Source organism: Microbacterium sp. STN6 (genome assembly GCF_026410545.1).
Lineage (GTDB): Bacteria > Actinomycetota > Actinomycetes > Actinomycetales > Microbacteriaceae > Root112D2.
Genome location: NZ_JAPMIT010000001.1, coordinates 918,865 through 943,976 on the forward strand (window position 1 = coordinate 918,865; position 25,112 = coordinate 943,976).

At 68.4% G+C, this 25,112-nt stretch carries 20 protein-coding genes; 14 read left to right on the forward strand and 6 right to left on the reverse strand.

The window, feature by feature from the left end:
* Nucleotides 1–2: 2 nt before the first annotated feature.
* Nucleotides 3–1,742, reverse strand: a complete 1,740-nt coding sequence (locus tag OSC27_RS04200) for a S53 family peptidase (protein WP_267180146.1) — start codon at nucleotides 1,740–1,742, stop codon at nucleotides 3–5.
* 127 nt (nucleotides 1,743–1,869) lie between these two features.
* On the opposite strand from OSC27_RS04200, the gene OSC27_RS04205 reads away from it, so the two are divergent.
* Nucleotides 1,870–2,028, forward strand: coding sequence for a hypothetical protein (locus OSC27_RS04205; protein WP_267180147.1), 159 nt, complete (start codon nucleotides 1,870–1,872; stop codon nucleotides 2,026–2,028).
* Nucleotides 2,029–2,141: 113 nt separating this feature from the next.
* Here OSC27_RS04205 and OSC27_RS04210 read toward each other — a convergent pair whose 3' ends face one another.
* On the reverse strand, nucleotides 2,142–2,585 hold the full coding sequence (locus OSC27_RS04210; RefSeq protein ID WP_267180148.1) for a hypothetical protein: 444 nt from the start codon (nucleotides 2,583–2,585) through the stop codon (nucleotides 2,142–2,144).
* 244 nt (nucleotides 2,586–2,829) lie between these two features.
* On the opposite strand from OSC27_RS04210, the gene OSC27_RS04215 reads away from it, so the two are divergent.
* Both OSC27_RS04215 and OSC27_RS04220 read left to right on the forward strand, forming a co-directional pair.
* Nucleotides 2,830–5,067, forward strand: a complete 2,238-nt coding sequence (locus OSC27_RS04215) for a glycosyltransferase family 2 protein (protein ID WP_267180149.1) — start codon at nucleotides 2,830–2,832, stop codon at nucleotides 5,065–5,067.
* Nucleotides 5,006–6,652 carry a chitinase gene (locus OSC27_RS04220; protein ID WP_267180150.1) on the forward strand — a complete coding sequence of 549 codons (1,647 nt, stop codon included), beginning with the start codon at nucleotides 5,006–5,008 and terminating at the stop codon, nucleotides 6,650–6,652. The genes OSC27_RS04215 and OSC27_RS04220 overlap by 62 nt, the downstream gene beginning before the upstream one ends.
* Here the strand turns inward: OSC27_RS04220 and OSC27_RS04225 are convergent.
* Complete coding sequence (locus OSC27_RS04225) at nucleotides 6,612–7,454, reverse strand: DUF1295 domain-containing protein (protein ID WP_267180151.1); 843 nt, start codon at nucleotides 7,452–7,454, stop codon at nucleotides 6,612–6,614. The genes OSC27_RS04220 and OSC27_RS04225 overlap by 41 nt on opposite strands.
* A 66-nt stretch (nucleotides 7,455–7,520) precedes the next feature.
* On the opposite strand from OSC27_RS04225, the gene OSC27_RS04230 reads away from it, so the two are divergent.
* The 4 genes from OSC27_RS04230 to OSC27_RS04245 all read left to right on the forward strand — a co-directional run bounded on the left by OSC27_RS04230 (nucleotide 7,521) and on the right by OSC27_RS04245 (nucleotide 10,035).
* Nucleotides 7,521–8,141: a CDP-alcohol phosphatidyltransferase family protein gene (locus tag OSC27_RS04230; RefSeq protein WP_267180152.1), complete on the forward strand. Its 621-nt coding sequence runs from the start codon at nucleotides 7,521–7,523 to the stop codon at nucleotides 8,139–8,141.
* A gap of 32 nt (nucleotides 8,142–8,173) precedes the next feature.
* Nucleotides 8,174–8,665: an FHA domain-containing protein gene (locus OSC27_RS04235; RefSeq protein WP_323373921.1), complete on the forward strand. Its 492-nt coding sequence runs from the start codon at nucleotides 8,174–8,176 to the stop codon at nucleotides 8,663–8,665.
* The gene (locus OSC27_RS04240; protein ID WP_267180153.1) at nucleotides 8,665–9,363 is read left to right on the forward strand and encodes a MerR family transcriptional regulator; all 699 of its coding nucleotides are present in this window, start codon (nucleotides 8,665–8,667) and stop codon (nucleotides 9,361–9,363) included. Before OSC27_RS04235 ends, OSC27_RS04240 begins: the two co-directional genes overlap by 1 nt.
* A gap of 120 nt (nucleotides 9,364–9,483) precedes the next feature.
* Entirely contained in the window at nucleotides 9,484–10,035 is a 552-nt protein-coding gene (locus OSC27_RS04245) for a MerR family transcriptional regulator (RefSeq protein ID WP_323373923.1), read from the forward strand.
* Between the two features lie 86 nt (nucleotides 10,036–10,121).
* Here OSC27_RS04245 and OSC27_RS04250 read toward each other — a convergent pair whose 3' ends face one another.
* A complete protein-coding gene (locus OSC27_RS04250; RefSeq protein ID WP_267180154.1) occupies nucleotides 10,122–10,925 on the reverse strand; it encodes a ParA family protein in 804 nt (267 codons plus the stop codon).
* Between the two features lie 78 nt (nucleotides 10,926–11,003).
* Between OSC27_RS04250 and OSC27_RS04255 the strand changes: the two genes are divergently transcribed.
* The 4 genes from OSC27_RS04255 (at nucleotide 11,004) to def (ending at nucleotide 17,845) form a co-directional block, all read left to right on the forward strand.
* Entirely contained in the window at nucleotides 11,004–14,408 is a 3,405-nt protein-coding gene (locus OSC27_RS04255; protein ID WP_267180155.1) for a pyruvate carboxylase, read from the forward strand.
* A gap of 86 nt (nucleotides 14,409–14,494) precedes the next feature.
* On the forward strand, nucleotides 14,495–15,838 hold the full coding sequence (locus OSC27_RS04260) for a MinD/ParA family ATP-binding protein (RefSeq protein ID WP_267180156.1): 1,344 nt from the start codon (nucleotides 14,495–14,497) through the stop codon (nucleotides 15,836–15,838).
* Nucleotides 15,831–17,357 (forward strand): mycothione reductase, encoded by a 1,527-nt coding sequence (locus OSC27_RS04265; RefSeq protein ID WP_267180157.1) that lies wholly within the window; start codon nucleotides 15,831–15,833, stop codon nucleotides 17,355–17,357. The genes OSC27_RS04260 and OSC27_RS04265 overlap by 8 nt, the downstream gene beginning before the upstream one ends.
* Nucleotides 17,354–17,845, forward strand: a complete 492-nt coding sequence (def, locus tag OSC27_RS04270) for a peptide deformylase (RefSeq protein WP_267180158.1) — start codon at nucleotides 17,354–17,356, stop codon at nucleotides 17,843–17,845. Before OSC27_RS04265 ends, def begins: the two co-directional genes overlap by 4 nt.
* A 4-nt stretch (nucleotides 17,846–17,849) precedes the next feature.
* Here def and OSC27_RS04275 read toward each other — a convergent pair whose 3' ends face one another.
* Nucleotides 17,850–19,679, reverse strand: a complete 1,830-nt coding sequence (locus OSC27_RS04275; RefSeq protein WP_267180159.1) for an AMP-dependent synthetase/ligase — start codon at nucleotides 19,677–19,679, stop codon at nucleotides 17,850–17,852.
* Between the two features lie 168 nt (nucleotides 19,680–19,847).
* Between OSC27_RS04275 and OSC27_RS04280 the strand changes: the two genes are divergently transcribed.
* The 3 genes from OSC27_RS04280 (at nucleotide 19,848) to OSC27_RS04290 (ending at nucleotide 22,996) form a co-directional block, all read left to right on the forward strand.
* Complete coding sequence (locus tag OSC27_RS04280) at nucleotides 19,848–20,795, forward strand: ROK family glucokinase (protein WP_267180426.1); 948 nt, start codon at nucleotides 19,848–19,850, stop codon at nucleotides 20,793–20,795.
* 32 nt (nucleotides 20,796–20,827) lie between these two features.
* Complete coding sequence (locus OSC27_RS04285) at nucleotides 20,828–21,517, forward strand: lysophospholipid acyltransferase family protein (protein WP_267180160.1); 690 nt, start codon at nucleotides 20,828–20,830, stop codon at nucleotides 21,515–21,517.
* Nucleotides 21,518–21,622: 105 nt separating this feature from the next.
* Nucleotides 21,623–22,996 carry a class II 3-deoxy-7-phosphoheptulonate synthase gene (locus OSC27_RS04290; protein WP_416348810.1) on the forward strand — a complete coding sequence of 458 codons (1,374 nt, stop codon included), beginning with the start codon at nucleotides 21,623–21,625 and terminating at the stop codon, nucleotides 22,994–22,996.
* A 152-nt stretch (nucleotides 22,997–23,148) separates the two neighbouring features.
* Here OSC27_RS04290 and pknB read toward each other — a convergent pair whose 3' ends face one another.
* Nucleotides 23,149–25,062, reverse strand: coding sequence for a Stk1 family PASTA domain-containing Ser/Thr kinase (pknB, locus tag OSC27_RS04295; protein ID WP_267180161.1), 1,914 nt, complete (start codon nucleotides 25,060–25,062; stop codon nucleotides 23,149–23,151).
* Nucleotides 25,063–25,112 lie beyond the last annotated feature (50 nt).

Below are 25,112 nucleotides of genomic sequence, written 5' to 3' on the forward strand. Positions count from 1 at the left end.
GGCTACGCGCCCGCCCCTCCCAGCTCTGTCAGCAGCGCCGACCCGTCGGGGGAGCCGAGACCCGTGCACGCGTCCCAGCCGGCCGTCGCGCCGTAGGCGCCGTTGCTTCCGCTCGTGATGTCACGGAACCCCGCCGCCGCCTGCCCGGGCGCCACCGACGCGTAGATGCTCGAGTGCAGCGGGCCGGCCGGCCGATCCGTCAGCTGGGCGAGCCGCGCGACGAGGGCCGACCAGAGCGGCGAGACGGCGCTCGTGCCACCGATCACCATGTCGCGGCCATCGACACGCACCTGGTACCCGGTCTGCGGGTCGGCGTTGCCCGCCACATCCGGCACCCCGCGCCCCGACGCGGTGCTCGCCCCTCCCGCACGCGCCGGCACCCCTGCGTTCGCCTGCCACGACGGCATCGGGAACGCGTCGCTCACCCCGCCGCCGGTCGCCCCGCCGCCCGCTCCGTCGTTCCACACGACCTCGCCGCGAATCGATCCCGACGACACGTCCGCGTCGAGCCGCGTTCCCCCGCACGCGAGCGCATGCGGGCTCGACGCGGGAAAGTCCACGTGCGCCTGACCGGACAAGGCAGCCGAGGCGCCCCCGGTCTTGCCCGCACCCGCAGTCCCGCCTGCACCTGCACCCACAGTCCCACCCGCACCTGCACCCGCACCCCAACCGTCCGCGGCCCCCTGCGCGGGCGAGTCCGAACTGCCGTTGTCTCCGGCGGCGGCACAGACCACGATGCCGAGGGCCCCGGCATCCGCCATCGCCTCGTCCAAAGCCGTGCGCGCCTGCGCGGTCCACTCATCCTCGCTCTGACCCCAGCTGATGCTGATCGCCGCGGGCGCGGGCGTCGCATGCGCGGCCTCGCTCACGGCGTCCACGAACCCGGCGTCCGTGTTGGGGGCGAAATACACGCGGATGCCGCTGGCCGGTGCCAGCGCCCCGATCACCTCGATGTCGAGCATCACCTCGCAATCCGCGCCGTTCGCGTCACCCTCGGGCGCGTTCGCGCCACCGTCGACCCCGATCGCACTCACGGAGGGAGTCGGGATGCCGAGCGAGCCGAAGTACGTCGAGAGGTCGTCCATGACGTAGCCGCCGCCGAGCTCGATGATCGCCACGCTCTGCCCGCTGCCATCGGTCTTCGCGGGGAATCCGTAGAGCTCGCCGACCTGCACAGGGGTGTAGCTCGTGGTCACGGCTCGGGCTGAGGCGATGCGAAACCAGGCGCGCGACTGCGGGCGGTCGTCCAATCCGAGTACCGCAACGACGATTCCGTCGAGCTCGGCCGGGATCGACAGGCCGCCGGTACGGTGGCGGTGCTCGACGTGGCGGCCGTCCACGGCACGGCTGCGCACCTGCCGCAGGTCGGTGCCGAACACGTGCGTGACGAGTTCGACGGGGCCGGCGGCGCGCACACGGCGGGATGCGGCATCCGTCGACACGATCTCGAGCCCGAGGCCCGAGAGCACCTGACCCACCGCCCGGACATCGGCTTCCGAGGCCCCGAACCGCGCGCCGAGCTCAGCCGCGTTCAGCGGCGTAGCGAACTCGGTCGCCTCCAGCGGCCGCTGCCGACGCAGCACGAGCGTCACCTCGATGCGCGTGCCGGGTGGAACGCCCGGGGGAGTGGCGCTGACCTCCGGGGCCGCGGCGCGTTCGCTGCCGGCGAGGGGAACCAGTCGAACGGCGGGCAGGGAGGAGGGGGCGGATGCGGCGTCGCCATCACGGTGGTCAGTGCTCATGGCCCCGGTCTAGCACTCGCATCCGAGCGCGGTAATGGACCGCGAGGCCGCAGGAGAACCCGGCGGCCATCGAGCAACCTCTCAGATACCCCTGACGCGATCGGCACGAGGGGGGTAGCTTGCAGGCATGATATCCCTCGCAGTGATTCTCATCATTATTGGTCTGATCGGCCTTTTCCTGGGCATCTTCATCCCTGTGATCAAGTTTCTGCTCTGGATCGGCATCATCATTCTCATCATCGGCATCATCATCGGAATTCTGAGATTCATCAGGCGCAGCGTGTAGCACTCATGCGTCGCTGAGCCGCAGGAAAGGGCGGCTCAGAAGCAGGACCGGCCCGATGACCGTCGCCGCCGCCGAAGGGCGGTGTGCGACGGCATCCGGGCCGGTTCGTGATTTCACGCGTCGACGAGACTGCCCTTCCAGGCCACGAGGCTGCGCACCGTCTTGCTTCGGTCGTTCGCCAACTGCTCCATGGCGTCGGCGGGCACGAAGTAGTTGACCGCGACCCATCCGCGCACCTGCTCCGACGAATCCGACGCGAGTCGTCGAAGAATGTCGCACGGCGTCGCCTCGTTGCGCGCCACGCAGGAGCGCACGCCCTCGTCGGGGTCGGCCGCGAGCGTCTCGAACAGGTCGGCTGGCGTGTTGTAGCTGCTGGCGACCGATTCGCGGATCTTCGGGTTCGTGCTCGTGGCGAGCAGCCGAAGCCGCCTGATCTTGCTCTCCGTCACTGGCGGCGAGGGGTGCAGCGCGGCCGCCTCCTCGGCGGTGAGCATGGCGGGGGCGTACTTGCGCATGGCCTCGCGCTGAGCCGGCGTATTGAATCGGATGCACGACATACATCGACGGTACCGCCGAGAGCAGTGTGTTGCGTTACGAACGCGCGGGCGAGCCGGCGGTCGGGTCGTGTCGAGTGCACCCCCGAACTGGGACATTCGCCCGCTTTCCCCCGCTCGATAGCATCACGGTGCAGGACACCCGACTGGCGAACCCGACCTTCGCCGCCTGCGCTGGGGAACCCGAATGCCCGAAACCTCCTCGCCTTCTGCTGCCCGAAAGCGCCAGTGGGGCGCAGAGCGACGAATGACGCCTCTGCCCATCACCCACCCGATCCCTTCAGACCGCAAGATCGTCGTCGGCAGGCTGGCCATCATCGTCACGGTGCTCGCCTGGCTCACCTATGTCGTCTCCACGGTGCTCCGCCAGCTGCTCGACGGCAACGTGGGCGGCTTCCGCTTCACCATGGACACCATCTCGTACGTGGTCGTCGTCACGTTCCTCACGTTCTCCGCTCTCATGTACCTGCTCGCCCGCCAGGGCGCGCTTGTGCGCTTCAAGCTGCACGGTCGCGCACCGCGCGCCGAACTCGACCGGCACTTCGACGGCGAGCGCTCGTCGATCACCGTGCTCGTTCCCTCCTACGCCGAAGAGCCCGGCGTCGTCCGGCAGACCCTCTGGTCCGCGGCGCTCCAGGAGTACCCATCGCTGCGCGTGGTGCTGCTGCTCGACGACCCGCCGTTCCCGACCGATCCCGCCGTTCGCGCCAGGCTCGACGCGACCAGGGCACTGGGCGCCGAGATCGAGGAGGCGCTGCGCGAGCCGGCCATCCGCTTCAGCGACGCCAGCGTCATCTTCGAGCTGCAGGTCTCCGAGCACGGGCCCGTCACCATCACGCAGACCAACGAGCTCGCCGGGCACTACCGCTGGGCGGCCGAATGGCTCACCTCCATGGCTGCCGCCGAGCGCGTGGAGGACCACGTCGACCGCTTCTTCGTCGACCAGATCCTGGCCGCGCCGGCCGAGGAACTGCGCATGACGGCCCTGGCGCTCGAGACGGCGACGGCCGAGGGAGAGACGCTCTCGCTCGAGCGCATCCGCCAGCTCTACCGTCGGCTCATCAGCACATTCACAGCCGAGGTCACCGTCTTCGAACGCAAGAAGTACGTCTCGGTATCCCACGAGGCGAACAAGGCCATGAACCTCAATGCCTACATCGGTCTCATGGGCCGCGACTACATCGAGGAGCAGACGCCGCAGGGCGTCGTGCTGCGCGCCACCTCCCGCCGCGCCGAGGCCGACCTGCTTGTGCCTGACAGCGAGTTCGTGCTCACGCTCGACGCCGACTCGCTGCTGCTGCGCGAGTACTGCCTGCGTCTCGTGCACCTGCTGCAGCAGCCGGGCAATGAGCGGGTCGCCGTCACGCAGACGCCGTACTCCTCGTTCCGCGGCGCCGCGACGCGCATCGAGCGGCTCGCGGGGGCGACCACCGACATCCAGCACATTCTGCATCAGGGCATGAGCCAGTACAACGCGACCTTCTGGGTCGGGGCGAATGCCGTCATTCGCAAGAGTGCCCTCGAGGACATCGTTGAGGTCGGCTACGAGCGTGGCTTCGAGGTTCGCCGCTACGTGCAGGACCGCACCGTCATCGAAGACACCGAGTCGAGCATCGACCTCGGCACGCACGGCTGGACGCTCGTCAACTACCCCGAGCGGCTGAGCTACAGCGCCACGCCACCCGACTTCGGCTCGCTCGTCGTGCAGCGCCGGCGCTGGGCCAACGGCGGGCTGCTCATCATGCCCAAGCTGTGGCGGCAGATCCGTGAGAACCGCCGGCGCCACGAGAGGGTCGGTCTCGCCGGCGCCATGCTGCGCATCAACTACATGATGTCGATCGCGTGGGCCAGCTTCGGGCTTGTCTTCCTGCTCGCGTACCCGTACGACAGCCGACTGCTGAGCCCCTTCGTGCTGCTCGCCGCCCTGCCGTACTTCATCGCGATGGGCGCCGACCTACGGTACTGCGGGTACCGGTTCTCCGACATTCTGCGTATCTACGGGTTCAACCTCATCCTGCTCCCGGTGCAGCTCGCCGGAGTGCTGAAGTCGCTGCAACAGGCCATCACCGGCAAGAAGATCCCCTTCGCTCGCACGCCGAAGGTGAAGAACCGCACCGCGTCGCCGCTCCTCTACGTGCTGTGCCCCATTCTCATCATCGCGTTCTCGGTGTTCACCCTGTGGCGCGACGTGAACGCGCACAACTGGGGCAATGCCGCTTTCGCCGCCTTCAACGCCGTGCTCGCGTCGTGGGCGTTCGTATCGTACATCGGCATCGGCCACGCCCTCGTCGACATCTGGATGGGGCTGACCGCCTGGCTCTGGGTCGACGACTCGAAGAAGAAGGGCGTCGCGGTCACGCCCGCCCACACCGAGAGCCTCGACTGGCGCGCCGTGCTCTACAACGGCACCGCCGACTCGGCCCATGTTGCCAAGCGCCGTCGCGGCGCGTCAGATCGTGATCGGAGCGGTGTTGTCTCTCGCTGATTCCCCGGCGCCCCAGCAAGGCCAGGGCGCCATCGCATCCGAGCGCTCGAGCCGGCGCCTGTCGCCGCTGCGCGTGGTCATCGCCATCGTCGTGGTGCTCGCGCTTGCCGCCGCCGGCTACTACGGGTTCCGAATCGCCGGCGCCCAGGCCGCACCCAAGCCGCAGAAGTGGTTCGCCGGTTACGTCGACGTCACGGCGACGCCGACGTACGCCTTCGAGAGCGCCAAAGAGGTGCGCGCGCGCAACGTCGTGCTCTCGTTCGTCGTGGCCGACCCTGATGACGCGTGCCAGCCCAGCTGGGGCGCCGCATACTCGCTCGACGCGGCTGCGGCATCCCTCGACCTGGACCGTCGCATCGCCCGGCTCGAGCAGCGCGACGGCAACGTCATCGTCTCGTTCGGCGGCCTCGCCAACCAGGAGCTCGCGAGTGCCTGCACGGACAGCGCCGAACTCCTCGCCGCCTACCGCTCCGTGGTCACGCGCTACGACCTGACAACGATCGACCTCGACATTGAGGCAGGTTCGTTGACGGATGCCGCGTCCGCATCCCGACGCGCCGACGCCATCGCCGCCCTGCAGAAGGAGAGGCGCAAGGCCGGCTCGCCGCTCGCCGTCTGGCTTACGCTCCCGGTCACGCCGGCGGGGCTCAGCGAGGACGGCACGAATGCGGTCGCCGCCATGCTCGCCGCGGGCGTGGACGTCTCCGGCGTCAACGTCATGACCATGGATTACGGAGCGTCCCGCACGCAGGGCGACTCGATGGCTAAAGCCTCCGAGAAGGCGCTCACCGCAACCCATCGCCAGCTCGGCATCCTCTACAAGCAGGCCGGAATCAGCCTCGGCGACGCATCGGTGTGGTCGAAGCTCGGCGCGACGCCGATGGTCGGCCAGAACGACGAGGTCGGCGAGGTTTTCTCGCTCGCCGACGCGAAGGCTCTCAACGCTTTCGCCCGCGAGAACGGCGTGAGCAGGCTCTCCATGTGGTCGCTGAACCGCGATGCGACCTGCGGCCCGAACTATGTCGACCTGCAGGTCGTCTCCGATGCATGCAGCGGCATCGACCAGAAGGGGCAGACGTTCGTCAACGCGCTCTCGAAGGGCTACGACGGCAACCCACGCGCATCCGCGGGTGTCGTCACGACGTCCGAGCCGACCTCGGCCAGCACTGCAACCGACGACCCCAGGACCAGCCCGTACCCCATCTGGAAGGCCACCTCGGCCTACCTCGAAGGCACCAAGGTCGTGTGGCACCGCAACGTCTACGTGGCCAAGTGGTGGAGCCGGGGAGACGTGCCAGACAACCCGGTGCTGCAGGAATGGTCCACGCCCTGGACGCTCCTCGGGCCGGTGCTGCCGGGCGAGACGCCGATCCCTGTGCCCACTCTCGCTCCGGGCACATACCCGGATTGGGCGGGCACGGCGATCTACGACAAGGGCGACCGGGTTCTGTTCGACGGCGTACCGTTCGAGTCGAAGTGGTGGAACCAGGGCGCGAGCCCCGATGCGGCCTCGGCCGACCCAGACAGCTCGCCGTGGGTCGCCCTCACTCAGGCGCAGATCGACCAGGTCGAGGCGGGCGACTAACGGCAGCGGATCGCGCCGGCCACGGCACGACGGCCGAGGTGCGGCTCTGGTAGTCGCGATACTCCTCGTAGCGCGAGCGCGAGATGCTCTCGGTGAACCACGTGGAGCCGACGAACAGCAACGTCAGCAGCACCGCGCCCACGACGGTCCACTGAGTGAGGGAACGGGCGGCGATCGCCCCGAAGAAGAAGATCACCCACCACTGCGAGATTTCGAAGAAGAAGTTCGGATGCCGGCTGACGCCGAACAGTCCGGTCTGCACGAACCCCGGCCGAACCTCACTGCCCGCGGCGAGCGCACGCTTCTTGGCCTGCTGGAATCTCCACTGCTGCTCGTCGGCGATCGTCTCGCCGGCGAGCAGCGCGAGGAACACGACCGCTGCCGCGACGTCGAGTGCCGTCAGCGGGGTCTGGTTGCGGTAGGCCGTCCACGCCGGCAGCGTGATCAGCAGCAGGAGCACGTTCTGGTACACCACGATGAAGAGCAGGTTGACGAGTCCGAACTGCCACGGCCGCATCCGTGCCCTCAGGATCGCCCACCGGTAGTCCTCGCCGCCCGACGCGTACCCGCCCTTGCGCGCGAAATTGAAGGTCAGCCGCGCGCCCCACACGCTCACGAGCGCCGCCATCAGCGTCACTCGAGGCTCCAGAGCGGATGCCGCGGCGAACACCCACACGTAGGCGACCGGCAGGATCGACCACACCCTGTCGACCCACGAGTGCTCGTGCGTCACGAGTGACAGCAGCCAGGTGAGCACGCAGGCGACGACGAGGATCCAGATCGAGACGCCAAGCGGTTCCATGAAACGTCAGTCTAGAGTCGCCCGGCGGGCGGTCGGGCGTTCGACGGGGCATTAGACTCGACACCCATGACGGGGAACGGGGCGGGCGGCAGCGCACCCGATGCGAAGGCCGCGGTGAGTTCGAAGATCCTCACCATCCCGAACCTGCTCAGCTTCTTCCGCCTCGCGCTCATCCCGTTCTTCCTCGGGTTCATCATCGCCGGCCAGGGCGGCTGGGCGCTGATCGTCCTGGTGGTCTCGTCTGTTACCGACTTCCTCGACGGCTACCTCGCGCGCCGGCTGGGCCAGATCTCGCGACTGGGCCAGCTTCTCGATCCCGCCGCCGATCGCCTCTACATCTTCGCGGCTCTCATCGGGCTCGCCTTCCAGGGCGTCATTCCCTGGTGGCTCATGGGGGCGATCATCGGGCGCGACGTCATGCTCCTGGTCCTCGGCATCGTGCTCGCCAATCACGGCTACGGGCCGCTGCCGGTGCATCATCTCGGCAAGGTGGCCACCTTCTGCCTCTTCTTCGCGCTGCCGCTGCTCATGCTCGGCGAGGCGGTGCCGGTCGTCGCCGCCGTCTCCCTTCCGCTCGGATGGGCGTTCGCGCTGTGGGGCGCGTTCCTTTACTGGTGGGCCGGATTCATCTATATTCGTGAGACCCTGCGGGTGATCCGGATTCCGGTCGACGCCGCCGCCGAATGATCAGATACGCTTGAGGGAAAGGAGGTTGGGCCATGGACGCATCTGACGACCGCCACTTGTCCGACAGCAACCCCCTGCGTGATCCGGCTCGGGGAAACGACGAGACGACGGCGCGTTTCGGCGAGGAATTCGCGGCAGCGCTCAGCGCTCTCGACGGCGCCGTCAGTGCCGAGGAGCAGGAAGCGATCGCCGCCCTTCCCTCGGGTTCCGCGCTGCTCATCGTGCGCCGCGGGCCGAACAGCGGGGCGCGTTTTCTCCTCGACTCAGACGCAACGAGCGTGGGCCGCCATCCTGATGCCGACATCTTCCTTGACGACGTCACGGTCTCGCGGCGGCACGCCGATTTCATCAGGCACGGCACGGTGTTCGAGGTGCGCGACCTCGGCTCACTGAACGGCACGTACTACGACGGTGTTCGCATCGAGACGGCGACCATGGCCGACGGCGCCGAGGTGCAGGTCGGCAAGTTCCGGCTCACCTTCTACTCCTCGCGTGCCGACGTCGGCGCCGCGAACCCGAACTAGTGGCGCGCGCAGGCGCACAGGCGCGCTCCACTGCCGCGCCGGGGCTCCTGAGCATCGGGCAGGTGCTCGGCAAGCTCACACCCGAGTTCTCCGACCTCTCGCCCTCGAAGCTGCGGTTTCTCGAGGAGCAGGGCCTCATCACACCCGCACGCACCCCGAGCGGCTACCGAAAGTTCTGTGCAGAAGACGTGGAGCGCCTCCGCGTCATTCTCACGATGCAGCGCGACCACTACCTGCCGTTGAAGGTCATTCGCTCCTACCTCGACGACCTCGACGCCGGCCGCTCGCCGTCGCTTCCCGGCATCGGTGCGGGCGGGCCGTCCATGCTCGGCGGCGGCCGGCGCTTCAGCCGCAGCGAGCTGCTGAGAGAGGCCGGAGCGAGCGGAACCCTGCTTCAGGATGCGATCTCAGCATCCGTCATCGTGCCGGCGGATACGTATGACGAGGAGGCGCTTGCCGTGTTGAGCTCCCTCGTCGAGCTGCAGCGCTGCGGCATCGAGCCGCGCCACCTGCGGGGCGTGCGAGCCACCGTCGAGCGCGAGCTCGGGCTCATCGAGAGCGCCCTTCTTCCCGTTTCCCGCCGCAAAGACGCGTCGAGCAGAGCGCGGGCCGCCGAACTTGCGCGAGACATCGCCGCACAGCTCGACATCGTGCGCGCGAGCCTTGTTCGCACGGCGCTCGGGCGGATGCTGCCATGATGCATCTCGACACGCCGAAGCCGTTTTCATGGATGTCGTTGCCCGAGGCCCCCGGCATCGGTAGCGTTGTCTCAACGACGCTTCGGCGCCGTTCGATTGGTCGGGGCGAGAGGCAAGCGGATGACTGAACTCAACACGAGCGGTGCCCGCTTCGATCTCGGCCTGCTCTTCACAGACGGGCTTCCCGAGATGGATGACCAGGCCGGCTACCGTGGCGCGGTCGCCGCGCGTGCGGCCGGCATCAGCTACCGCCAGCTCGACTACTGGGCGCGAACCGGCCTCGTGGAACCCACCGTCCGGGGCGCCGCCGGCAGCGGCTCCCAGCGCCTGTACGGCTTCCGCGACATCCTCGTGCTCAAGCTCGTCAAGAGGCTGCTCGACACGGGCATCTCGCTGCAGCAGATTCGCACAGCCGTGAACCAGCTGCGCGAGTCCGGCGTGAGCGATCTGGCCCAGACCACCCTCATGAGCGACGGGGCCAGCGTCTACCTCTGCACATCCAACGACGAGGTCATCGACCTGGTCAGCCGCGGGCAGGGTGTCTTCGGCATCGCCGTGGGCAAGGTGCTTCGCGAGGTGGAGTCGAGCCTTGTCGAGCTCGACACGCAGACCGTCGACCCCATGGACGAGTTGGCCGCTCGCCGAGCCGCCGCCCGCCGCAAAATCTCCTAGAGCCCGCAAAACCTCTTAGAGCCCGCAAGATCTCCGAGAGCCCGCGCGTCAGCGTGGGGTGCACTGCCGTGTTGGCGTAGCGCCGCTCAGCGTTCGGAGTACTCGCCGATGCGGGCAGCGCGCAGAACACGGTCGAGCAGCACGTCGAAGTTGTGCGCCATCTCCTGGGCGCTCTCTCCCGGCCAGATGTGCAGCGGCTTGGCCGCGCCCTGCGCCTGCTGAAGCGACGTGCGCTCCGGCAGCTGGGGGCTCAGCACGAGCGGGCCGAACATGTCGCGCAGTTCCTTGATGCGGAACTGGTGCTCGAGCGACTGCACGCGAACGCGGTTGACGATGATGCCGAGCGGCTGCAGCCGGGGGGAGAGTCCGCGGCGAATCTCCTCGATCGCCCGCAGCGCGCGATCGGCCGCAGCCACCGAGAACAGGCCGGGCTCGGTGACGACCGTCACGCGGTCGCTCGCGGCCCACGCGGTGCGCGTGAGGGCGTTGAGCGAGGGCGCACAGTCGATGAGCACCAGGTCGTAGTCGTCCTCGACGTGCGCGAGCGCCTCTTCGAGCTTCCAGATATCGCGGATCGACGGATGCGGACCGTCGAAGTTGATGGCGGACGGGCTGCCGATGAGCACGTCGATCGTGCCGGTGCGCCCCTTCGTCCACCCGCTCGGCGCGATGGCCGCGCGCACGATCTTCTCCTTGGGGGAGGCGAGCACGTCGGCGACGTTCAGATGGCCGGCGAGAGAGATATCCATGCCGGTCGAGACGTCCGACTGCGGGTCGAGATCGACGACCAGCGTGCGCAGTCCTCGAGCGAAAGCGGCGGAGGAGAGGCCCAGGGTCACTGTGGTCTTTCCGACGCCGCCTTTGAGGGAGCTGACGCTGAGTACGTGCACAAGAAGCTACGTTACCTTCACTAGTCTTAGAGAACCTAACCATTTGCTGAGTGGGTCGTCCCCGGTCGAAAGGTTCGCATGTTCCGCAAAATCCTCGTTGCCAATCGCGGTGAAATCGCCATCCGGGCCTTCAGGGCCGCCTATGAACTCGGGGCGCAAACCGTCGCCGTCTTCCCGTTCGAGGATCGTAATTCCATGCATCGGCTGAAGGCCGACGAGGCCTACCAGATTGGTGAGCCGGGGCATCCGGTACGCGCCTATCTCGACGTGAGCGAGATCATCCGCGTGGCGAAAGAGTCTGGGGCCGACGCGATCTACCCCGGTTACGGCTTCCTCTCCGAGAACCCCGACCTGGCAGAGGCGGCACGCGAAGCGGGCATCACGTTCATCGGTCCGGGCTCGCATGTGCTCGAGATGGCGGGCAACAAGGTCACGGCCAAGGAGCACGCCCAGGCGGCTGGCGTTCCTGTGCTGAAATCCACTCCGCCGTCGAAAGACATCGACACGCTCATCGAGAAGGCCGACGAGATCGGCTTTCCGATCTTCGCCAAGGCGGTCGCCGGCGGTGGCGGGCGCGGCATGCGCCGCGTCAACAGCAAGGATGCTCTTCGCGCTGCGCTCGAAGAGGCGATGCGCGAGGCCGACAGCGCGTTCGGCGACCCCACGATGTTCCTCGAGCAGGCCGTTCTGCGGCCGCGCCACATCGAGGTGCAGATCCTCGCGGACGCAACGGGCGAGACGGTGCACCTCTTCGAGCGCGACTGCTCGGTGCAGCGGCGTCACCAGAAGGTCATCGAGATCGCGCCGGCGCCGAACCTCGACGACGAGACCCGCGCCAGCCTCTATCGCGACGCCATCGCCTTCGCCCGCTCCATCGGCTACGTCAATGCGGGCACCGTCGAGTTCCTACTCGACACCGAGGGCGAGCGCGCAGGGCAGCACGTCTTCATCGAGATGAACCCCCGCATCCAGGTCGAGCACACCGTGACGGAAGAGATCACCGATGTCGACCTCGTGCAGTCGCAGATGCTGATCGCAGCGGGCCAGACCCTGGCCGACCTCGGCCTCACCCAGAACGCGATCACGCGCCGTGGCGCGGCCCTGCAGTGCCGCATCACGACAGAAGACCCGACCGCGGGGTTCCGGCCGGACACGGGCAAGATCACCACGTACCGCTCGCCCGGCGGCGGCGGCATCCGTCTCGACGGCGGAACCATCAACCCGGGCGCGCAGATCAGCCCGCACTTCGACTCGATGCTCGCCAAGCTCACGTGTCGCGGACGCGACTTCCCCGCCGCCATCAACCGGGCCAAGCGGGCGCTGGCCGAGTTCCGCATTCGCGGCGTCTCCACGAACATCCCGTTCCTGCAGGCCGTGCTCGACGACCCCACCTTCGTCGCCGGTGACCTCAGCACGTCGTTCATCGAGGAGCGACCCGAGCTGTTCCAGGGCCGGGTCTCCAAGGACCGCGGCACCAAGATCCTCAACTGGCTCGCCGATGTCACGGTCAACCGCCCGAACGGCGAGCTGCCCGAGACGGCCCCGCCCATCGAGAAGCTGCCGTACGTCGACCTCAACGCTCCCGCGCCGGCCGGCTCGCGCCAGCGGCTGCTCGAACTCGGCCCGGCCGGCTTCGCCAAGGCGCTGCGCGAGCAGACTCCGCTGGCCGTCACCGAGACGACGTTCCGCGACGCCCACCAGTCGCTGCTGGCTACCCGCGTTCGCACGCGCGACCTGCTCGCGGCGGCGCCCTATGTGGCACGGATGACGCCAGAGCTTCTCTCGGTCGAGGCCTGGGGCGGCGCCACATACGACGTGGCCCTGCGCTTCCTCGGCGAAGACCCGTGGCAGCGGCTTGCGTCGCTGCGCGAGGCTCTGCCCAACATCAACATCCAGATGCTGCTGCGTGGCCGCAACACGGTGGGCTACACGCCGTACCCGACCGAGGTGACCGACGCGTTCGTGCGTGAGGCCGCCACGACCGGTGTCGACATCTTCCGCATCTTCGACGCACTCAACGATGTCGACCAGATGCGACCCGCGATCGACTCGGTGCTCGCGACCGGCACGGCGGTCGCCGAGGTCGCGGTCTGCTACACGGGTGACCTCCTGGACCCGGCCGAGAACCTGTACACGCTCGACTACTACCTGCGCCTCGCGGAGCAGATCGTCGACAGCGGCGCGCACATCCTCGCCATCAAAGACATGGCGGGACTACTGCGCCCGTCGGCGGCCGAGAAGCTGGTCGCGGCGTTCCGCGAGCGGTTCGACCTTCCGGTGCACCTGCACACCCACGACACGCCGGGTGGCCAGCTGGCGACTCTCCTCGCCGCGAGCCGGGCCGGTGCCGACGCCGTCGATGTGGCGAGTGCGCCCATGTCCGGCACGACGAGCCAGCCGTCGGCATCCGCTCTCGTGGCCGCCCTCGCCCACACCGAGCGCGACACCGGCATCTCGCTGCAGGCGGTCAGCGACCTCGAGCCGTATTGGGAGGCCGTTCGCGCGGTGTACAAGCCGTTCGAATCCGGGCTGCCCGGCCCCACGGGGCGCGTCTACAAGCACGAGATCCCCGGCGGGCAGCTCTCGAACCTGCGCACGCAGGCGAAGGCGCTCGGCCTCGCCGACGACTTCGAGCTCATCGAAGACATGTATGCGGCCGCTGACAAGATCCTCGGCCGGGTGCCCAAGGTCACACCGTCGTCGAAGGTCGTCGGCGACCTGGCCCTCTCGCTCGCCGCGGTGCGCGCCGACCCGGCCGACTTCGAGCAGCACCCCGAGAACTACGACGTTCCGGAGTCGGTCATCGGCTTCATGGCGGGCGAACTCGGCGATCTTCCGGGCGGATGGCCCGAGCCGTTCCGTTCGAAGGTTCTCGCTGGCCGAAGCGTTCGCGTCGCCACGGCAGAGCTCACGAGCGAGGATCGCGCCGGGCTCGAGGCGGGCAGCGAGGAGCGGCGGGCGACGCTCAACCGGCTGCTGTTCCCGGCGCCGACGCGGCAGTTCGAGCAGGTGCGCGAGCTGTTCGGCGACCTGTCGGTCGTCGACACCATCGACTACCTCTACGGCCTGCGCCCCGAGGCGGAGCACGTCATCGAGATCGAGAAGGGCGTGCGGCTCTACATCGGGCTCGAGGCTATCGGCGAGGCGAACGACCAGGGCATCCGCACGGTCATGACCACGCTCAACGGCCAGCTGCGCCCGGTATTCGTGCGCGACCGCAGCATTGCGGTCGACACGGCGAGCGCCGAGAAGGCTGACGCGGCCCGACCCGGGCACGTCGCCGCACCGTTCTCGGGCGTGGTGACGCTGCAGGTCGAGGTCGGCGAGCGGGTCGAGGCGGGCCAGAGCGTGGCGACGATCGAGGCCATGAAGATGGAGGCCGCGATCACGGCGCCTGTCGGCGGTACGGTCGAGCGGTTGGCGATCTCGAAGACCCAGCAGGTCGACGCGGGCGACCTGCTCGTCGTGGTCACACCCGTCTGAGCCTCCACGGGGAACGCGCCGGAGGGGCCACAACGGCGTGTCACGCTAAACTGGAGGGGCAGACATGACTGAAGGAGCCTGCCCACGTGCCAGAGCGAACGGATAAGAAGGATGCGCGCACCCGGACCTCCGGGCCCGATGGCGCGGCGTCCGGCGACGAGCTCCGCGCGGGTCTCGAGTCGCAGAGCGACGAGTCGGCATCCGTCCCGTTCGTGACGGAGCGCACCCAGAACCTGAACGTCGTGCTCGACCTGCCTCCCGTGCCGCGGCACGAGGTGCCGGAAGACGAGGTCGCGGTCGCGATCGACGATGTCGCCGTGAACCCGGGCGGCCTGGTGAGCCCCGAGGCGGCGACGACCACGTCGGTCACCATCGTGGCGTCCCGTGCCGCTCGGCTCGAGATGGCGGAGGCAGCGGAGGCCGCCTCGAACGACGCGTTCTCCCAGTCGCGACGCGATCGCCTTCGTGGCGAGCACTCGGCGCAGCCCGAGCCTGCCTCGATGCTCACGGCGGATCGGCTGCTCGAGGTCAACCGCAAGACGAGGGTCGCACCGGAGGGCGGCTGGAACCGTTTCCTTTACGCGCTCACGTTCCACCTGGTGAATCTGGGCGACTCCGCGAAGGTGCGCGCCCGCAAAGAGCTTGACCACCGCATCCAAAAGGCCTTCGAAGGGGGCACGCGGTTCGTTCCCGTGCTTACCCGGAAAGGCGGCGTCGGCAAGACCACCGTCACGACGCTGCTCGGCATGGCCCTCGCCGATGCCCGCGAGGACCGCATCATCGCGATCGACGCCAACCCCGACCGCGGCACCCTCTCGGAGCGCGTGCCCAAGCAGACCAGGGCGACGGTACGAGACGTCGTGACGAAGGCGCCCTCGATCGGCGGCTTCACCGACTTCTCCGCCCTCGTCTCGCGCGACGAGACCCGGCTCGACATTCTCGCCTCAGATACCGACCCTCTGCTGTCCGAGGCGTTTGATGAGAACGACTACAACGTGGTCGCTGACCTCGCCGCGCGCTTCTACTCGATCGTGCTCACCGATTGCGGCACCGGAATCGTGCACTCGGTCATGCGCGCCACCCTGCAGCGTGCAGACTCGGTCGTCATCGTCTCCGGCGGCAGCGTCGATGAGGCGCGGCTCGCGTCCGAGACGCTCACCTGGCTCGAGGCGAACGGGTACGGCGACCTCGTGCGTAACGCCATCGTCGCGCTCAACACGGCGACCCAGGGCACCAACCTCGTCAAGCTCGACGAGATCGAGTCGCACTTCCGGTCGCGCGTTCGCGAGATCGTGCGCATCCCGTATGACCCGCAGCTCGCCGCAGGCTCCGTCGTGTCGTACAAAGACCTCAAGTCCCTGACCAAGGAGTCCGCGCGACACCTCGCGGCGCTCGTCGTCGAGGGCCTGCCGGCGAAGCGCGGTGCCTGAGCCCGCGGCGCCCGAAGGGGCCGCGGCATCCGCTGGGCACTTCGATCTGATCATCGTCGGTGCCGGCAGCGGCAACTCCATCATCGGCCCCGCGTTCGACGAGAAGCGCATCGCCCTGATCGACGACGGTCGCTGGTTCGGCGGCACGTGCCTGAACGCCGGCTGCATCCCCACGAAGATGTTCGTGCGCCCCGCCGACATCGCCGCCGATGCAGCGGATGCCGGTGGCCTCGGCATCGACGCCCGTATCGACTCGGTCGACTGGCCCAGCATGCGCGAGCGCATCCTGGGCCGCACAGACGCCATCTCGGCGAGCGGCCTGCGTTACCGGGTCGAGGACTGCCCGAACGTCACGGTGTTCCGCGAGACGTTCGGCTTCGAGAGCAGGAAAACGCTGGTCAGTGCGAGCGGTGTGCGCATCAGCGGCGAGACGATCGTCATCGCCGCCGGCTCCCGGCCGCGCGCGCTGAACGCGGCCTGGCAGAGCGAGGCGGCCATTCACGACTCGGACTCGATCATGCGAATCGAGACGCTGCCGCGCTCGCTCGTGATCCTCGGCGGGGGAGCGGTCGCCGTGGAGTTCGCGCACATCTTCGGCGCCTTCGGGGTCGACGTGACACTCGTGATCCGCGCCGAGACGCTGCTGCACGGGCACGATGACGATATCTCGCGTGCCTTCGCCGAGCAGGCGTCGAGGCGGTGGCGGCTCGTGCGCGGCCAGCGCGTCGAATCTATAGAGCGTGTGGAGTCCGCTGAGCGCGTGGAATCCGCCGAGCGTGCGGGGGAGCAGTTGCACGTCGCGCTCTCCGGCGGCGACGTGCTCGAGGCGGAGTGCGTGCTCGTGGCGCAGGGACGCGTGCCGAACACCGACACGCTCGCCGCGGCATCCGTGGGCTTCGACCTGGCCGAGGACGGCACGCTCGTCGTCGACGAGCGCCAGCGGGTGCTGGCCGGCGGGCAGCCGCTCGACGACGTGTACGCGCTCGGCGACATCTGCAACCACTGGGAGCTCAAGCACGTCGCGAACCACCAGGCGCGCGTGGTCGCGCACAACATCGCGCATCCCGCCTCGCCCGCAGCCGGCGATCCCGGGCCTGTTCCCTCGGCGATCTTCAGCCACCCGCAGGTCGCCCAATTTGGCCTGACGGAGCGCGAGGCCCGCGCCGCCGACCACACAGGCGAGAGGGTCGTCACCGTGACGCAGCCGTACAGCAGCACGGCGTACGGGTGGGCGCTCGAAGACACGACGAGCTTCTGCAAGCTCGTGATCGAGGCGCCTGGCGGCCGCATCCTCGGCGCGCACATCATGGGGCCGGAGGCGAGCATCCTCATTCAGCCACTCGTGCAGGCGGCCAGCTTCGGCCGACCGGTCACGGGCCTGGCCCGCGGGCAGTACTGGCCGCATCCGGCGGCAACCGAGGTCGTGGAGAACGCTCTGCTGGCCGCCGAGGAGGCGCTTGCCGAGGCTGCCGTGCGGCGACGCCGCGACTCGACGACGATGCCGGGGAGGCATAAGTGACCGAACGGCAGATCCGCATCTTCGGCGACCCGGTGCTGAAGACGATGTCCGAGCCGATCGGCGCCATCGACGCGGGCGTGCGCGGCCTCGTCGACGACCTGCTCGACAGCGTGCGCCCGCCCGGCCGCGCGGGCGTCGCCGCCAGCCAGATCGGCGTCAACCTGCGAGCCTTCAGCTACAACGTCGACGGGCGCATCGGCTACCTCATCAACCCGGTGCTCGTCGAGCTGTCGGGGGAGCCCGAGGCCATGGACGAGGGGTGCCTGTCGGTGCCCGGCCTGTGGTTCCCGACCATGCGGTACCCCTACGCGCGGGCGCGCGGCGTCGACCTCGAGGGCCACGAGGTTCAGGTGGAGGGCACCGGTGTGCTCGCGCAGGCGCTGCAGCACGAGACCGACCACCTGAACGGCATGCTCTACCTCGACCGGCTCGACAAGGAGCGGCGCCGCGAGGCCATGAAGCAGATCCGCGAGAGCGACTGGTTCTAGAAACTCAGTGCTGCAGCGAGATTCCCTGCGTCGCCGGCGTCGTCTGGTACATGCCCTCGATCACGTCGGCGAAGTCCTTTAGAATCACGTTTCGCTTGATGCTGAGCTTCGGTGTCAGGTGGCCGCTGTCCTCCGTGAGCTCGGTGGCGAGCACGACGAACTTGCGGATCGACTCGGCGCGCGAGACGGTGGAGTTCGCGACGTCGACCGCGCGCTGGATCTCGGCGATGACCGCCGGGTTGACCGACGCTTCGGCGACGGTCATGCCCGCATCCTCGCCATTGTTGTTGAGCCACACCGGCAGCATCTCGGGGTCGAGCGTGATGAGAGCCCCGATGAACGGCTTCTGGTCGCCCACGACCACGACCTGACCGACGAGCGGATTCGAACGAATCGGGTCTTCGAGCGCGGCGGGCGCAACGTTCTTGCCGCCGGCCGTGACGATGATCTCCTTCTTGCGGCCCGTGATCGTGAGGAACCCGTCGTCGTCGAGTGAGCCGAGGTCGCCCGTTCTGAACCACTCGCCGTCGAACGCCTCGGCGGTGGCCTCGGGATTCTTCCAGTACTCCTTGAAGACGTTGATGCCCTTCACGAGCACCTCGCCGTCCTCCTCGATGCGGATGCCGACCCCGGGAAGCGCCGGGCCGACGGTGCCGATCTTAAACTTCGACTCGAGGTTGACGGTTGCCGGCGCTGTTGTCTCCGTGAGCCCATAGCCCTCGAGCACCGTGATGCCGAGGCTGTGGAAGAAGTGGCCTAGGTGCTCGCCGAGCGGCGCGGAGCCGGAGACGGCGTACTTCACGTTGCCGCCCATCGCCGAACGCAGCTTGCCGTACACGAGTTTGTCGAACAGGGCGAAGCGCAGCCGCAGCCCGAGGGGCACGGGGCGGCCGGTGGCGAGCACCTTCGAGTGCTCCACCGCGACCTTCGCCGCCGCGCGGAAGATCTTGCCCTTGCCGCCCGCCTCCGCCTTCTGCTCGGCCGAGTTGTAGACCTTCTCGAACACGCGGGGCACCGCGAGCAGGAACGTCGGCTTGAACGAGGCAAGCGACGGCAGCAGCTGCGAGGTGTCGGGCTGGTGGCCCACCTTCACGCCGGCGTGCACCGACAGCACCGCGATGAATCGGGCGAACACGTGGGCCGTCGTGATGAAGAGAAGAGTGGATGCGCCGGGCGCGTTCACGACCTTGCCCATCGCGGCGGCCGAGTTACGCGAGAGCTCGACGAAGTTCTTGTGCGTCAGCACGCATCCCTTCGGCTTGCCCGTGGAACCCGAGGTGTAGATGAGGGTCGCGATGTCGTCTTCGTTGGCGAGGTTGCGGCGGCGCTCGACCTCGTCGTCGGCGACGTCGACGCCGCCCGCCGCGAGCTTGTCGAGGTCGCCGAGGTCGATCTGCCAGACACGCGAGATGCCGGGGAGCTCCGGGTGCACCTCATCGAAGCGGGTGAAGTGCTCCGGGGTCTCGAGGATCACGGACGTCGCACCGGAGTCGCTGAGGTTCCAGCGGATCTGCGTGGGCGAGGAGGTCTCGTACACGGGAACGAGGATCGCGCCCGCGAACCAGGTCGCGAAGTCGATGAGGCTCCACTCGTAGCGCGTCTTGCACATGAGCCCGATCTTGTCGCCTGGCTGAATGCCGGCAGCGATGAGCCCCTTGGACAGCGCGATCACCTGGGCCAGGAACTCGGACGATGTGACGTCCTGCCACCCGCCGTCGACGGGGCGGGCGAACAGCGGCGCATTCGGTGTCAGCGCCACCCGGTCGATGAGCAGGTCGGTCGCGTTCGCCTGAGGATCGGCGGGAACGGCAGCGGGTGCATCGAACTCTTCCACGGTAACTCCTTCGGTACCGGCGCCACGGGCGGGGGTGGTGCGGGTGCGCCACGACCTCGTGGATAACAACTGGGTGGTTGACTACACTCTAGATGGTGCGGACCGCGGGCGCTGGCGGTGCCCGGTCGCGCACGTCACGCTCATCCCACATTCGGAAGGCCGGTGTCTGTGCACGCGATCGGAATCGACATCGGCGGTACCAAGATCGCGGGAGCGGTGGTCGATGAGCTCGGCACGATCCTCGCCGAGGATCGCCAGCCGACTCCTGCGGGAGAGCCGCGCGAGATCGAGAACGTCGTGGTCGAGATGATCGAGCGTCTTTCACGAGGCCGCGAGGTCACGGCGGCGGGGGTGGCCGCGGCGGGGTTCATCGACGCCTCCCAGTCGACCGTGTACTACGCGCCGAACATCAACTGGCGCAACGAGCCATTCCGCGAGAAGCTCGAGGCCAGACTCGACATTCCCGTGGTCATCGAGAACGATGCGAACGCGGCCGGTTGGGCCGAATTCCGTTACGGAGCCGGGCGTCTGGTGAGCGACATGGTCATGCTCACGATCGGCACGGGCGTCGGCGGGGCGATCGTGAGCGAGGATCGGCTCTTCCGCGGCGGCTTCGGCGCGGGCGCGGAGATCGGCCACATGCGTGTGGTGCCCGGTGGCCTGCCCTGCGGATGCGGCGCACACGGCTGCATCGAACAGTACGGCTCCGGCCGGGCCCTTCAGCGCATGGCCAACGTTCTCGCTGACGCCGGCGGTATCGGCCAGCCCCTCGCCGAGGTGCGCGCACGGAACGGCGCCCTCTCGGGCACCGACATCAGCGAACTCATCATGGCGGGCGACCCCGGCGCTCTCGCGGCCCTTCGCGAGCTCGGCGGCTGGCTCGGACAGGCGTGTGCGAGCCTCGGCGCCGTTCTCGACCCGCAGCTCTTCGTGTTCGGCGGCGGCGTCGCCCAGGCCGGGGAGCTACTGCTCGAGCCCATCCGTCTCGCCTACTTCGACAACCTGCCCGCGCGGGGCTACCACCCGGAACCGGAGTTCCTCATCGCCGAGCTCGTGAACGACGCCGGTGTCGTCGGCGCTGCCGACCTCGCCCGCGTGCACGCGGGCCAGTTGTAGGATTGGCTCGCTCGCCGAAGGGGCCGATACCCATGTTCTACTGGATCCTCAAGCTCATCGTCGTCGGTCCGATCCTGAAGTCCATCTTCCGGCCGTGGGCGGTCGGCCTCGAGAACATTCCCGAGAGCGGCGGCGTGATCCTCGCGAGCAACCATCTGTCGTTCATCGACTCGGTCTTCCTGCCGCTTCTCACCAAGCGCCGCGTCTCCTTTCTCGCCAAGAGCGATTACTTCACCCGTAAGGGCCTGAAGGGCTGGCTGACGAAGAACTTCATGCTTGGCACCGGCCAGTTGCCGATCGACCGCTCCGGGGGCAAGGCATCTGAGGCGTCGCTCAACACCGGCCTCGCCGTGCTCGCGCGTGGTGACATGCTCGGCATCTACCCCGAGGGCACGCGCAGCCCCGACGGCAACCTGTATCGGGGCCGCACCGGTGTCGCTCGCATGATTCTCGAGGGCAAGGTGCCGGTGGTTCCCGTCGTCATGGTCGGCACGGAAGAGATCATGCCCATCGGCAAACGCCTGCCGAAGGTGCGCAGGCTCGGCATCATCGTCGGGGAGCCCATCGATTTCTCGCGCTTCGCCGGGATGGAAGGCGACCGGTTCATCCTTCGCTCTATCACCGACCAGATCATGTACGAGCTGCACGCGCTGGGTCGGCAGCACTACGTCGACGTGTACGCCTCGACCGTCAAGGAGAAGCGAGCCACCCTTTCGCGGTAGGCTCGATGTCCTACGCCCCGTGTCAGCGCGGGGCGGACCTCTGCCTGAGACGTCCGGCGCGTCGGCCACGAGAGTGCACGCGCCCCGAATGAGAAGTGAGCATTGGTGGTAGATCCGTTCGAACCCGTCGTCGAGGCCGATGAGTCCGTGATCGCGGGGCTGGATCACTGGCGCGAGCTCCCGATCAGGCAGCAGCCGGTGTGGCCCGACGAGCACGCGGCACATGCGGCATCCGCTCAGTTGTCGACGCTGCCGCCACTGGTGTTCGCCGGCGAGGTCGACCAGCTGCGCACGAGGCTCGCCAGGGCCGCCGAGGGCAAGGCGTTCCTGCTGCAGGGCGGCGACTGCGCCGAGACGTTCGCGGGCGCGACGGCCGACCAGATCCGCGACCGCGTGAAGACCGTGCTGCAGATGGCGGTCGTGCTCACGTACGGCGCCTCGGTGCCGGTCATCAAGATGGGTCGTATGGCCGGCCAGTTCGCCAAGCCGCGCTCGAGCGAGACCGAGACGCGCGGGGGAGTCACGCTTCCCGCCTACCGCGGCGACATCGTGAACGGCTACGACTTCACTCCGGAATCGCGCCAGGCCGACCCGGGCAGGCTCGTCACGGGCTACCACACGGCGGCGTCGACGCTGAACCTCATCCGCGCGTTCACGCAGGGCGGTTTCGCCGACCTGCGCCAGGTGCACAGCTGGAACCGCGGATTCGCCGCGAACCCGGCGAACCAGCGTTACGAGGGCCTCGCCCGCGAGATCGACCGCGCCATCAAGTTCATGGAGGCGGCGGGCGCCGACTTCGACGAGCTGAAGCGCGTGGAGTTCTACGCGAGCCACGAGGCGCTGCTGATGGACTACGAGCGGCCCATGACCCGCATCGACTCGCGCACCGGGCTGCCGTACAACACGTCGGCGCACTTCGTGTGGATCGGCGAGCGCACCCGCGACATCGACGGCGCACACGTCGACTTCCTCTCACGCGTGCGCAACCCCATCGGCGTGAAGCTCGGGCCAACGACGAGCGGCGACGACATGATGCGGCTCATCGACCGGCTCGACCCCGACCGCGAGCCGGGGCGGCTCACGTTCATCACGCGCATGGGCGCCGGCAAGATCCGGGATGCGCTGCCGCCGCTGCTCGAGCGAATCAAGGGCGAGGGCGCCACGCCGCTGTGGGTCACCGACCCGATGCACGGCAACGGGCTCACCACCCCGGCGGGCTACAAGACCCGGCGCTTCGACGAGATCGTCGACGAGGTGAAGGGGTTCTTCGAGTCGCACCGCGCGGTCGGCACCAACCCAGGCGGCATCCACGTGGAGCTCACGGGCGACGACGTGACCGAGTGCCTCGGCGGCTCGGAGCACATCGACGAGGCCACGCTGGCGACGCGTTACGAGTCGCTGTGCGACCCGCGCCTGAACCACATGCAGTCACTCGAGCTCGCCTTCCTCGTCGCAGAGGAGCTGGGCGCCACGCGCTGAGCGGGTTGAGGAACTGCGCGGGTTGAGGAGCGCGAAGCGCGTCTCGAAACCTGAGCGGGTTGAGGAACTGCGCGGGTTGAGGAACTGAGCGGGTTGAGGAACTGCGCGGGTTGAGGAGCGCGAAGCGCGTCTCGAAACCCCTCCGCCGCGAGTCAGTATTGCGCCTTGACCGTAACGGCCGAGCCCTTCTTCACAGGCGTGTTTGCCGCGGGATCGGTGGATGTGATCAGGATGGTTCCCCAGAGACTCTTCGGCACGTTGGTGTCGATTGTCACGACGTAGCCCTCCGCTTCGAGCGCGGCCTTTGCCGCGTTGATCGTCTTCCCACTCACGTCCGGCAGCGGGAACAGCTGCGGCCCCTTCGACGTATTCAGCAGGATCTCGTCGCCCTTGTGCACCGGCCCGTCGGTCGCGGGCGCCGCGCTGATGACACTGCCATCCGGCACGGTGTCGCTGTAGTCCTGTGAGCCCTGCACGCCCTTCAGGCCGGCGCTCGCCAGTGTCGCCACAGCCTCGTCGAACGTCTTGCCGGTCACGTCGGGCACCGGCCCGAGCGACACAACCAGGCTGATTCTCGCCCCCTGCAGGCTCGCGCCGCCCTTCGAAACGTCGGTGCCGTCTGCCGTCGCCGCGGAGATCACGACGCCCTTCGCCACGTCGGCGCTGAACTGCTCGGCCACCGGCGTCGCGACTTTAGCCTTCAGCGCCGTGATCTTCGCCGTCGCGTCGGCCTGCGTGAGGCCCGCAAGGGCCGGCAGCTCGATGGGCTTCGGTCCCGCCGAGATCAGAATGGTGACGGCGCTGCCGCGGTTCACTCCCGTGCCCGATGGCGGGTCGGTCTCGACCACCTTGTTCTGTGCGACGGTGAGGCTGTTGACGCTGCGCGTGTCGACGGCGAGGCCCAGATCCTTCAGCTGCGTCGTGGCGGATGCCGGATCCGCTCCTTTAAGCGACGGCAGCGTCACGACCGACCCCGGCCCCTGGCCGAAGTACCAGCCGGTGCCGCCCGCGCCCGCGGCGAGCAGCAGCACCAGAAGGAACAGCCACCAGCCCTTGCCCTTGCGCCGACGGGCCGTCGAGGCGAGGGAGTCGATGCGATTCGGCGCGGTTGCCTGGGTGTGGGCGCGCACGGCGGGGTTCAGGATGCGCGTCTCGTCCTCGGTGCCGGAGAACGCCGGCGCGAGCACCATCGTCGGCTGCAGCGTCGTCGTCGGCTGCTCGCCGCGGATCACCTTCTCCACCTCGATGAGGCGGTCGAGCATGGCGCCGGCGTCGGCCGGGCGGTGCTCGGGGGCCTTCGCCGTGGCCCACATGACCAGCTCGTCGAGCTCGGCAGGTACCGCGGGGTTCTTGCTGCTCGGCGTCGGCACCGAGTCGTTGGCGTGCTGGTACGCGATCTGCATGGGCTGCTCGCCCTGGAAAGGCTGCTCGCCCGTGAGCATCTCGTACAGCATGATGCCGAGCGCGTAGATGTCGCTGCGCGCGTCGGCGATGCCGCGGGTGACGAGCTCGGGCGAGAGGTACGCGATGGTTCCAAGCAGCGCCTGCCCGGTCGCCGTGTTCGCTGTGGCGGCGCGCGCGAGCCCGAAGTCGCCGATCTTGATGCGGCCGTCGTCGGCCAGCAGCACGTTCTCGGGCTTGAGGTCGCGGTGCACGATTCCCGCGCGATGCGCCGCGGCCAGGCCGGCGAGTACGGCCTCCATGATGTCGATCGCCTGCTCGGGCGTGAGCTTGCCGTAATCCTTCAGCAGCTCACGAAGGGTGATGCCGGGCAGGTACTCCATGACGAGATACGCCATGTCGGAGTCCTGACCCTGGTCGAAGACGTTGACCACGTTGGGGTGCGCCAGACGCGCGGCGCTGCGAGCCTCCTGCACGAACCGGCTCTTGAACGACGTGTCGTCGGCCAGATGCCCGTGCATGATCTTGATGGCGACCCGGCGCTCCAGGCGCAGATCGGTCGCGAGATACACCGTCGCCATGCCGCCCCGGGCGATCCGCGAGCGCACCTGATAGCGGCCGTCGATGAGACGGCCGATCATCGGGTCGGTCGGCGCGGTGGTCACCACAGAAGTCTAGGGATGCAGTGCCTCGGAATCCGGATAAAACACCGTGA

Coding starts and splice junctions, on each gene's coding strand:
- OSC27_RS04200 (WP_267180146.1), bottom strand. CDS start 1,742: ATGAGCACTGACCACCGTGATGGCGACGCCGCATCCGCCCCCTCCTCC.
- OSC27_RS04215 (WP_267180149.1), top strand. CDS start 2,830: ATGACGCCTCTGCCCATCACCCACCCGATCCCTTCAGACCGCAAGATC.
- OSC27_RS04225 (WP_267180151.1), bottom strand. CDS start 7,454: ATGGAACCGCTTGGCGTCTCGATCTGGATCCTCGTCGTCGCCTGCGTG.
- OSC27_RS04230 (WP_267180152.1), top strand. CDS start 7,521: ATGACGGGGAACGGGGCGGGCGGCAGCGCACCCGATGCGAAGGCCGCG.
- OSC27_RS04220 (WP_267180150.1), top strand. CDS start 5,006: ATGTTGCCAAGCGCCGTCGCGGCGCGTCAGATCGTGATCGGAGCGGTG.
- OSC27_RS04285 (WP_267180160.1), top strand. CDS start 20,828: ATGTTCTACTGGATCCTCAAGCTCATCGTCGTCGGTCCGATCCTGAAG.
- OSC27_RS04255 (WP_267180155.1), top strand. CDS start 11,004: ATGTTCCGCAAAATCCTCGTTGCCAATCGCGGTGAAATCGCCATCCGG.
- OSC27_RS04245 (WP_323373923.1), top strand. CDS start 9,484: ATGACTGAACTCAACACGAGCGGTGCCCGCTTCGATCTCGGCCTGCTC.
- OSC27_RS04205 (WP_267180147.1), top strand. CDS start 1,870: ATGATATCCCTCGCAGTGATTCTCATCATTATTGGTCTGATCGGCCTT.
- OSC27_RS04210 (WP_267180148.1), bottom strand. CDS start 2,585: ATGTCGTGCATCCGATTCAATACGCCGGCTCAGCGCGAGGCCATGCGC.
- OSC27_RS04235 (WP_323373921.1), top strand. CDS start 8,174: ATGGACGCATCTGACGACCGCCACTTGTCCGACAGCAACCCCCTGCGT.